This window comes from Streptomyces sp. NPDC046876 (genome assembly GCF_040645035.1).
GTDB lineage: Bacteria > Actinomycetota > Actinomycetes > Streptomycetales > Streptomycetaceae > Streptomyces.
In genome coordinates this window covers 1-9883 of sequence record NZ_JBEYXK010000165.1, presented here as the reverse complement: position 1 = coordinate 9883, position 9883 = coordinate 1, and the positions used below count along the sequence as shown (strand labels likewise).

Annotated in this window: 8 protein-coding genes and 1 pseudogene; 4 read left to right on the top strand and 5 right to left on the bottom strand. The window is 70.6% G+C overall.

Annotation, left to right across the window (positions count from 1 at the left end; all coding sequences use genetic code 11):
• Positions 1-232: 232 nt before the first annotated feature.
• A protein-coding gene (locus tag ABZ924_RS37110) for an IS5 family transposase (RefSeq protein WP_361919905.1) occupies positions 233-1092 on the top strand; the annotation gives its coding sequence in 2 pieces (ribosomal slippage) (positions 233-572 and positions 572-1092; 861 coding nt in all).
• Between the two features lie 1314 nt (positions 1093-2406).
• Here ABZ924_RS37110 and ABZ924_RS37105 read toward each other — a convergent pair.
• Positions 2407-3441 carry a saccharopine dehydrogenase NADP-binding domain-containing protein gene (locus ABZ924_RS37105; RefSeq protein ID WP_361919903.1) on the bottom strand — a complete coding sequence of 345 codons (1035 nt, stop codon included), beginning with the start codon at positions 3439-3441 and terminating at the stop codon, positions 2407-2409.
• A gap of 70 nt (positions 3442-3511) precedes the next feature.
• On the opposite strand from ABZ924_RS37105, the gene ABZ924_RS37100 reads away from it, so the two are divergent.
• Positions 3512-4465, top strand: a complete 954-nt coding sequence (locus tag ABZ924_RS37100; protein ID WP_361919901.1) for a helix-turn-helix domain-containing protein — start codon at positions 3512-3514, stop codon at positions 4463-4465.
• A gap of 903 nt (positions 4466-5368) precedes the next feature.
• On the opposite strand, the gene ABZ924_RS37095 is transcribed toward ABZ924_RS37100, so the two are convergent.
• From ABZ924_RS37095 to ABZ924_RS37080, 4 genes are all read right to left on the bottom strand, one after another.
• The gene (locus ABZ924_RS37095; protein ID WP_361919899.1) at positions 5369-6034 is read right to left on the bottom strand and encodes a DUF3618 domain-containing protein; all 666 of its coding nucleotides are present in this window, start codon (positions 6032-6034) and stop codon (positions 5369-5371) included.
• Entirely contained in the window at positions 6010-6444 is a 435-nt protein-coding gene (locus ABZ924_RS37090; RefSeq protein ID WP_361919897.1) for a phage holin family protein, read from the bottom strand. The genes ABZ924_RS37095 and ABZ924_RS37090 overlap by 25 nt, the downstream gene beginning before the upstream one ends.
• A gap of 3 nt (positions 6445-6447) precedes the next feature.
• Positions 6448-7167 carry a hypothetical protein gene (locus tag ABZ924_RS37085; protein WP_361919896.1) on the bottom strand — a complete coding sequence of 240 codons (720 nt, stop codon included), beginning with the start codon at positions 7165-7167 and terminating at the stop codon, positions 6448-6450.
• Positions 7168-7956: 789 nt separating this feature from the next.
• A complete protein-coding gene (locus ABZ924_RS37080; RefSeq protein ID WP_361919894.1) occupies positions 7957-8601 on the bottom strand; it encodes a LysE family translocator in 645 nt (214 codons plus the stop codon).
• Positions 8602-8740: 139 nt separating this feature from the next.
• Between ABZ924_RS37080 and ABZ924_RS37075 the strand changes: the two are divergent.
• Positions 8741-8910 (top strand): annotated as a pseudogene (locus ABZ924_RS37075) (transposase family protein); the annotation flags it as partial.
• A 74-nt stretch (positions 8911-8984) separates the two neighbouring features.
• Positions 8985-9533 (top strand): N-acetyltransferase, encoded by a 549-nt coding sequence (locus tag ABZ924_RS37070; protein WP_361919892.1) that lies wholly within the window; start codon positions 8985-8987, stop codon positions 9531-9533.
• Positions 9534-9883: the final 350 nt, after the last annotated feature.

The window sequence follows — 9883 nt, the reverse complement described above, 5'->3', positions numbered from 1 at the left end:
GCTACGAACGCAAGGCCGAGCACTTCCTCGCCTTCACCAGCATCGCCTGCACCCTCATCTGCTACCGCAGGCTCGCCAAATGAGATGGCCTCTAAATCCAGCCGGAGCCCGGCCGCGGCTGCAGGCTCGACCGCCATCGTCCCGACGCGCCTGGCCTGGGGCTTCTTCGCCTGCGGATCCGGTGCCGGGGCCTAGCGCGTGTCTCTTTGATGGGCTGATCAGTTGATCGGATGTGTCCGTCCGATTAGTGATCACTGATGCGATGTGGGACCGGATCGCGCCGCTGATGCCGGCCGATCCGGTCCGCGGCAGGCGGTGGGCCGATCACCGCCGCACTCTCGAGGCGATTGCGTGGAAGTACCGCACCAACTCGCCCTGGCGGGACCTGCCCGACGAACTCGGCTCTTTCCAGACCGCCCACAAACGGCTGATCAGATGGGCCGTCGACGGCACCTGGGAGGCGATCCTGGCCGCCGTCCTGGCGGCGGCGGACGCCGCCGACGACATCGACTGGACCGTCTCGGTGGACTCCACGGTCGTCCGGGCTCATCAGCACGCCGCTGGAGCACGCCAAAAGGGGCGCCAGGTGCCGGCGAGCCCGCCGATCACGCCCTCGGGCGCTCCCGCGGCGGGCTGAGCACCAAGGTCCACCTCGCCGCGGACGGCGGAGCACGACCTTTGGCCTTCACCGTCACTGCGGGCCAGGCCGGTGACGCACCCGCTTTCGAGACGGTGATGGCCCGTATCAGGGTGCCCCGCAGCGGCCCGGGCAGGCCGCGAACCCGGCCCTTTGTGGTGCTGGCGGACCGTGCCTACTCGTCCCGCGCGATCCGCAGCCACCTGCGGCGCCGGGGAATCCGCGCGGTCATCCCGCAGCCCTCCGACCAGATCGGCCACCGTCTGCGGCGAGGACGGCGAGGGGGCCGCCCGCCAGGTTTCGACCCCGAGGCCTACAAACAGCGGAACACCGTCGAGCGGTGCATCAACCGGCTCAAGCAGTGGCGCGGCCTGGCCACACGGACGGACAAACTCGCCATCGCCTACCAAGCCGCACTCTACCTCGCCGGCATCCTCATCTGGATCCGACGCTGACCAAAGAGACAGAACCTAGGTCGGATTGAGCGGGTGAATGCCCGTGCCCTCGTACTGCCTCGGGGGTCAGGGAGAGCACGGTGACGGGTTCTCCCGACTTCGCGGCCTGCCAGGCAATGGCCGCCGAGTGTGTGACCGGCCAGTCGATGGCAGCCCAGGAGCCGGCGTCCAGGGCGTGCGCGGCGGTGAAGGGAACGGTCTCGGCGCAGCGCAGGCGCGCGGCGTGGGAGCCGGCGCCGGATGCCGTTCGCTCGACGGCGAGAATGGACACGGAGCGCCCGCAGGCCTTCGGTCAACCGGCCGCGTGCCGGAACAGCCGCCCTCCCGCGAGGCTGGTTTGGGTGCGGGCATCGCGAATGCGTATCGGACGGCCCGACTCCGGAGCGCCCCGCATCTGGAAGAGCAGCGGGGGCGGCACCCGCCACCCGTCGCGCATCCAAACCCTTGGGAGCTCGCCGGTTCGATTGGCGCGGTTCGCCTACCACCGGGGTTGTAGGTGAACACGCACTACCGCCGGCGTTTGATGCGAAAGGTCAACCCTTCACCCGATGCCGACCATGGCCTCGACCCATACCTTCAAGTGGCGGCAGGGCTCAAGGGTCCGCCCCGCATGACCGCAACTCGACGTGAGGAGATATGCAATGAGGCAACGGATCGCAACGGGGATTGCGACGGCAGCTGTGCTGTGCGCGACCACCGTGGCTGCCGCGGCGCCGGCGACGGCGGCCACGCCTGAGTCGGTGTCCCGGGCAGCAGCGTCCTCCTGCAGCAAGTGGTACGACAATGCCGGCCCCGGAGGAGCCAGGCGATACCACGTCAAGTGCGCGGGCACCGGAGCCTACCTGCAGGTCTGGATCACCTGTGCCGACGGCAGCAAGCACACGAGCGTCTGGCGATTTGAATACCAGAAGGCCGAGTGCCCCAGCGGGGTGCGATCGGGGACCGGAGGCTGGCGCTGGAAGTACGTGTGACGACAGCGAAGTAGAGCCCTGTCGCACTGCAGACTCCGAGGACGCCAAGGCTCAGTCTGCACCCATGTTTGCACTGTCCATGGATCCTCGGTATTGCGTGACGTCGGTCCACGGCCTGCGTGGTGGCTCCGGCTGTCTCCGGACTGCCGCCCGCAGGGCGTGACCGCTCCGTCTCCCGTGATCGGTCGAACCGCACGTCAGGCTGTGCAGGGCGGCTTGCCCAGGTTCCCCTTGGGTTTGCCCAGTCAGTTGGGGCCGGTCCCACGGCGGACTGGCAAGGCCCTGCCGGATGATCGCCGGCACCGGCTCAACACTGATGGCACGCGCTGCCCGGAGATGTCGGTCAGCGCCGCGACCACGTGATGTCGGCGACCGACGAGAGGAAGTCCTCGGCTTCGAACACCTCACCCGGGGCGCGCATCCCGGAGGCCGTGCCGCTCGGCAGTGTCCGGCCCGCGAGGATCCGGACGGCCGCCTCGGCGACCACCGGCGCGGTCACCGCGTAGATGTCCCGACCGACCGCGGACGCGGCGCGGCGCTCGGCCCCGCGCGTGACCACGACGTCGATCAGCCAGGACTGCGCCGAACGGCCGTCCGCGGATACGGCGGTGGGTGCCGGAGTGGCCGGGTCCCGCAGGTCGGCCAGCGGCGTCTCGTTCATGAAGGCCCGGACCTCGGGGGCCTTGAGGTGCTGCGAGATGGTGATCTGGTCGGCCGTCCCCAGCGCGCGCACTGGCTGCGTACCGATCGGCGCGGGGAAGTCCCAGTCCGCCGGAACGTCCTGGTTGTCGTCGAACGGCACCAGCCGGCCGCCGCTCACCGTCACCCGCTTGCCCGCGCTGCGCGCCCCTGCCCTGCGGGTGCCGGCTGTCGGGTGCCAGCTGTCGAGCGCGAACGCCACCGAAATGTCGTCCGCGGCCGCCCAGTCGCCCATCGCCGCGGTGGCCAGCAGGTCCGGCAGCCCCCCGAAGAAGCCCAACGCGGGCAGGAACAGCAGACCGCTGCCCGCCAGCCGGTCCCGGTAGGTCTCGAAGCTGTGGCGGGTGACGGGTTGCTCGCCGGTGATGTCGATGTAGTGGATGCCGGCGCGCAGGGCGGCGTCGATCAGCGGTCCGGTGGTGTCGCCGAACGGGCCCGCGGCGTTGACCACCAGCACGGCGCCCGCCACCAGCGCGTCCAGGGAGGCAGGATCGTCGACGGTGGCGACGTGGGTGCGGGCGTACGGGTGGACCTCGGCCAGGGCGGCCATGCGTTCCGGATCGCGGCCGCCGAGGGAGAGACCGAAGCCGCGCTTGTGGAACTCGTCGATGAGGAAGCGGGCCGTGTGGCCGTAGGCGCCGAAGATCGCGACAGTCTGCTGCGGTGTGTTCGTGTTCATGCATCGATCTTGGGATCCGCAAGCCGCCCGCACGAGTGTCGCAAGCGACGCCACCCGTACACTTTCGGACATGACTTTGGTGGCGATGCCCGTGTACGACGGGGCGATGCTCTTCGAGGCGGCCATCGCTCTGGAGATCTTCGGCGTTGACCGCTCGCACCTGGCGGACCCTTGGTACGAGTTCGCGGTCTGCGGACCGCAGGACGCCCGGCTGGGCGGCCTGCTGCGCGTCGACACCCCGCGCGGGCTCGACGTACTCGCCCACGCCGACACCGTGATCGTGCCGTCCTGCGACGACATCGAGGCCGATCCGCCCGAAGACCTGTTGGACGCGCTGCGTGACGCCTACCGGCGTGGCGCCCGTATCGCCTCGTTGTGTACCGGCTCGTTCGTCCTCGCCGCCGCGGGACTGCTGGACGGGCGCGAGGCCGCCACACACTGGTGGCACGCGGCCCGGCTCGCAGAGCGCTACCCGCACGTGCGCGTCAACGCCGATGTCCTCTACACCCACGACGGGCAGCTCCTCACCGCCGCGGGCAAGGCCGCCGCCCTCGACCTCAGCCTCCACCTGGTGCGACTCGACCACGGCACCGCAGTCGCCAACGCGCTCGCCCGCATCCTGGTCGTGCCGCCGCACCGCGCCGGCGGCCAGGCGCAGTACATCGCCGCGCCCGTCCCGGCTCGAAGCGGTGACGGATTCGCCGACCTGCAGGACTGGGCCCTCGACCGGCTGCACGAGCCGCTGACCGTGCAAGACCTGGCCGGCCGCGCGGGCATGAGCACCCGGCACCTGACGCGGCTCTTCCACCAGAGCACCGGCCTGACGCCGCTGCGCTGGCTGCACGCTCAGCGCATCAGGCGCGCGCAGGAACTCCTGGAGACCACCGACACGCCCGTCGAACGGATCGCCGTGCACACCGGCATGGGCACGGCCACCACCCTGCGCCGACACTTCAGCCGCGCGGTGGGAGTGCCCCCGGACACCTACCGGCGCACCTTCCGCGGCGGCCAAAACAGCTCATGACAAAACGGCCTATCCGCCATACACAGGCGACTCGCCCCGCGGCCTGGGCTGACTGCACACGGCCGCCGCGGAAACCGCCGCCACCGACTCTGAAGGTGCTCGCCGGAGCGCTGTCCGGCCTCAGCGCAGAGGCTGCTGAACTACTGGAGGTCATCCTGCGGTAGCCGCGTTCCACGAACGCGTCGAGCGCGCACCGGGCGCGGCCGCGCCTTCGGTCACACCCCGGTCCCCCCGCCGACGGCAACCCTCCAGACAATGGTCCAGCCCCCCTCCGGTCCAACCCCTTCCGCCGCCTGGGCGCCGTCGGACAGCGCGGAATCCCGGCTCAGCGGGAGGACTACAACCCCTCGGGGTCTACACCTGTGCACTCCACGAAGTCGGGGTCGGTGAGGTCACGTCCTCGGCGTTCTCCAGCCCGACGGCCCGCGAGGCAGACACGGAAGCCGGCCCGGCAGTGCGCGACCTCGATGGCGTCGTAGCGCACCCGCCGCCTGTCCGGCCTCGGCGGCGGTACGGGCGGGGGCTGGTCGCTCTGGGGAACCGCCGTGATCGCCGCCGCTGCGCGGTCACGCATCCGTACGGCAAGACGTCACCCATTCGGACATGCCCGGGCATGCCCGAGGTGCGGCTTACCCCATTCGGCCGCACGCTGTGCGTGACCAGGGTGCGGTGCAGACGTGTTCCTCAGCCCGCAGCCGCGGCCGGGCCGGCCGCGGCAAGGTGCTCGCCGACCTGCCGCGCCGGCGAGCGCCTTGGCGTCGGCCTTGCTCGCCAGCGCCCGCCTCCATGGTCTGGCCGGGCTCGTCGCGACCATGCTCGCCGTTTCCTCGCCCGTGAACGCGCCACACGATGCGCGTCGGAACCGAAAGCCGCGAGACGGCCGCGCGAGGCTGCGCAAGTGGCTCAAGGAGAACCGGAGGGGCCGGGGGTGCCGCGCACCTCTTCGGCGGCGTCCTGGCCCACCTGGCGCAGGCCCTGCGCTGTCTCCTGGCCGGCGCTCCGGGCCTGGTCCTTGGTGGTCTCCGCGGCCTCCTGGGCGGTGCTCTTCACCGCTTCCACGGCCTGCGCCGCGGGCTCCCGCATCTCCTGCTTGACCTCCTGTGCTGCTTCGCCGACCGTCTGCTTGACGGGTTCCAGCAGCTCTTCGGAGTGCTCCCTCAGTTGCCGTCCGGCACGTTGTTCGGCTTCGGAGGTCGGCAGGAGCGCGGCCGTGAGCATGCCGGCGCCGAAGGCGATCAGCCCGGCGGCCAGAGGGCTTCCCTGTGTCTGCCGCTTCGCCTGCGAAGGCGCCTGCTGGAGGGTCTCGCCCACGGTCGTGCCGACGTCCTTGGCGGTCTCCGCGATGCTGTCGGTGGCCTGACTCAGAGCTTCGGAGGCTCCGTGCGCCGTGTCCTGTGCCGTGCCCATCACACGCTCCTTCACTCCGCTGACGCGGTGGCGCACCGATGTGACCTTGCGCTGCGCCATCCTGCGGGGGGTCATCCTGTCCGCGAGGGCGTCGACGTTGCGCGCCAGGTGCGCCCGCCGGTACTCCGCGTCGGTCCTCAGCTCGTCGGGTGTCGGGCCCATCGCGCATCCTCCTTCAGCGACTCCACGGTCTGTTCGGGCTTGAGGTGGACATTGCGCCAGCCCGCACGTCCGCTCACATAGAGCGCCGCGCCGACGGTGGCCCACAGGGCGGTGACGATCAGCGCGGCCCAGACGATATTGATCACGTTGGCCATCGCGAAGACAACCGTGAGGCTGCCGAACAGCATCGCCATGTGGCCCGCGTAGCCGGCGCCGCCCAGCATCCCGCCCGCCTTGCCGGCCTTGGCGAACTCCTGCGTCAGCTCCGCCTTCGCCAGTTCGATCTCGGTGCGGACCAGCCCTGATACGTCCTGGCCGATGGCCTCGACCAGATCACCGATCGACGGTTCTGCGGCCTGCCGGTGATGCGGGGCATGGTGCGTCGGCCGTTCCTGGTATGCGGTGGCCACGACTCACATCCCTTCCGCTCGCTGCGACGGGCCGCCGGCCGGCGGCTGGGAGGGCGGCATGGGCACCACGTGCGGGGGCTGCGACTGGCCGTAGGTGTCGGTCAGGTCGTCGTAACCGGCCGGTATGCCGGCGTTTTGCACCGCAGGCACGCCTCCATCAGTCCGGTCTGCCGGTCCAGCCTCCGGCCCGCCGGCTTCGCCCGTACCGTTGTCGGCGGAGGCGGCCGCGATGACCCCCTTCTCGGCCCGCCCGACGAGGAACCCGGCAACGGCCGCGCCCGCCAGGAAGGCGCCGGGGCGGCGGCGTGCGAAGTTCTGCAGGTCTCCGAGCAGCCCGTCGGGTCCGCGCTGCTCGATGCGGTCGGCGGCCCGTTTGCCGCCCTCGGCCACCTTCCGGGCCACGCCGGCCATGGCGGAGTCGGGCTTGCCGTTCTCGCTCATCTCGTGCAGCTCCTGCGCGAGCCGGCGCACGTTCTGCGCCAGGCTCCTCGTCTGGGCCTGTGCCTGCCCCTGGAGCTGATCGCGCAGGCCGCCGGCGAGGTTGCGGGCCTGGGAGGTGGCCTCGCCGACGACGTTGGCCGCCTGCTCCTTCACCGTCCCGCCGACCTCGGCGGCCTTGCCGCCGACCAGAGCGGCGCCCTCGCTCGTCTTGTCCTGCACCGTCTGCGCTACCGCCGCTGCGCTGCTGTCCTGCCGGCGGCTCGATTCCTGGAAGTCACTCAAGGCTCCTCCTGGGCCGATCGAAGGATCACGATTCCCCGCCCGGAGTGCGCCTGCCCAGGTTCCGGCCCTCAACCCACCCAAACGACGACGCATCCACCCACGTCGAATCGTGCTCGAGCGATCATGGCGCAGGCGACGGCAGGAGTCCGTCCGGCGGCGCTGTGCGTTCACTCACGTGCCGCCTGGCCTCACGGCTGAGGCCGGCGTTCAGACGGTGACGCGTGCACTGGTCCGGCCCCCACGTCGGGCCCGTCCAGTCCGCGGCCCCGATTCCGCGCCCGACGTTCGGGCCGCGAGCTTCCTCCCCTCGAAGCCGAAGGTTTCGGCTCCCCCGAGCGGCCGGGCCTTCGTGCTGCCGGCACCGCTGTGTGCGAGTGGATGCTCCCCCCGGCTCCCAGGGCACTGGCCAGCGGCACGCCTGCGTACACGGCTCTCCTCTCCCTTCTCCGCCTGCTTGCCGGCGCGGCACCGGTGCGGCGTGCGGCATCGGTGCGCGCAGGTGGCCCGGGCCGCTCTGGGTCGCACACCAGCGCCTCCTCGCGGCGGCGGGCGATGTCCCACAGGGAGCGGAGGTAGACCGCGTGCCGGAACAGGTCGTAGGCCGGCCGGCTCGACGGCGAGCGTCCCGGCAAGCAGCTGCGCCTTCCGGCCCGCCGCGTGGGCGGTGACGACTTTCTCCGCGACGAAGACGAGGCCGACGGCGATCCAGGCCCGGGCCGCCAAGAGCTTCTTCACGTCTCACCGCCGTCCCACCCCTCAACTGGCGCGTTACGGATACGAAGGCATGGCTCAGGTGGAGACGGGGGTGCGGGACAGTGCGGTGCGCAGAGCGAAGATGCCCAGCAGGCCGCCTGCCGTGAACCGCTGGGCGGTCATGACGCGGGGCCGGGCGGCCAGGAACCCGGACACCCGTGCTGCACCCAACATGATCACAGCGTTCACGGTGATCCCCACAATGATCTGCACACCGCCGAGCTGGAGCAGTTGCTTCCAGGCCGGACCCGCCTGAGTGTTCAGGAACTGCGGAAGTAGCGCGGCGTACAGCAGAGCGATCTTAGGGTTGAGCAGGTTGGTCAGCAGCCCCATCGAAAACAGTCGGGCGTCGGAGACCGGGGGCAGGTCCTGGGCCGGGGCGAAGGGCGAACGGCCGCCGGGCTTGAGCATGCCCCAGGCGAGGTAGGCCAGGTAGACGGCCCCGGCCAGCTTGACCACCGTGTAGGCCACCGGCACGGCAGTGAACAGCGCGGAAAGGCCCGCAGCCGCGGCCAGCAGGTAACACAGGAAGCCCACGGCGGTCCCACTGAGGCTGACCAGACCCGCCCTGCGGCCTTGGGTGATCGCGCGGGATGCGAGGTGGATCATGTTCGGTCCCGGAGTCAAGGCCATGCCCAGTTCGACCAGAGCCACTCCTCCCACTGCGGACAGGGTGATCACCGGTCAACCTCCTGGTAGTTCGTCGGGTGCCTGGTACCCCGGAGTGGGGTGCGCCCACTGCAATGGACAACCGGCGCCTCTACAGCGCCTGCTTCGCCCACCGCAGGATACGGCCTTGCCGTTCGGCACATCCACGCTCACTGTCCGGCTGCCCTACTGGGGCCACGGGGAGACACTGTGCACAGATCAGCAAGCGGTCAACCGCTCCCCCACGCCAAGATCCGCGCACTCGTCGAACAGGCCATGGCCGCCTTCAAGACCTGGCGGCTACTGCGCAAGCCTCGATGCTCCAGCACCCGCATAAGCTCGGAGGCACTCACCGTGCATCCTTCGGTCTGCAAAACCGTGTGCGAGCGACTGGGACGGGCTCTTACCCTCCGGGCATGGATCTTCGCGAAGAACTTCCGAGCGACAAAGAGTCTGTGCGGGACATCCACCTACGGGCGTTCGGTGACCACGGGCTTGTCGTGACCAACCTGGTCGATACCCTGCGGAGCACGATCACGCCCGCGGACGGCCTCTCACTGGTCGCTGAACTCGACGGGCAGATCGTCGGGCACGTCATGTTCACCCGCAGTCTGCTCGATGCCCCTCGGCGACTGGTTGAGGTGCACGTGCTCAGCCCGTTGGCCGTCATGCCCGAGCATCACCAACGCGGTATCGGCTCTGCCCTGGTCCGACACGGGCTGAAGACCCTCGCTGAGCGTGCCGTCCCCCTGGTCTTCCTGGAGGGCGATCCGGGCTACTACTCTCGCTTCGGCTTCGCGCCCGGTGGCGACCAAGGCTTTCGAAAGCCATCCCTGCGCATTCCAGACGGCGCCTTCCAGGCCCTCAGGCTCCCGGAGTACGAGCCATGGATGACTGGGACACTGGTCTATGCAGAGCCGTTCTGGCGGCACGACGCAGTCGGCCTCCGCGACCCCAGCGCATAGTGGTGCGGCGGCCAGTGTGCTCGGCCCACCAGTTTGTCGTGGGCGAGGAGTCAGGCGACGACCGCGCGGGGGTCGAACTGCGGGTGCACGTCGGTGCCGGCCACCGGGGCGGGGAAGTCCGGTTGCCGGCGGCGCCAGTTCACCACCGCGGCCCGGCCCACTCCGGCCCTCCCTGCCACCTCCGCCAGAAGCACCCCGCTCGTTGTCCGGGGCGATTGGGTCGAGAGCGGCGAGCGGGGAGCGGTGCCCCGCGCGGGCGGGGCGCACCGCCCGCCAGTCCGGCGCCGGGGGGGGGGAGAAGGGGCGGGGCCGGGTCACCCTCGTGGCGGTGGGCGGCGCCGGGTGTTGAA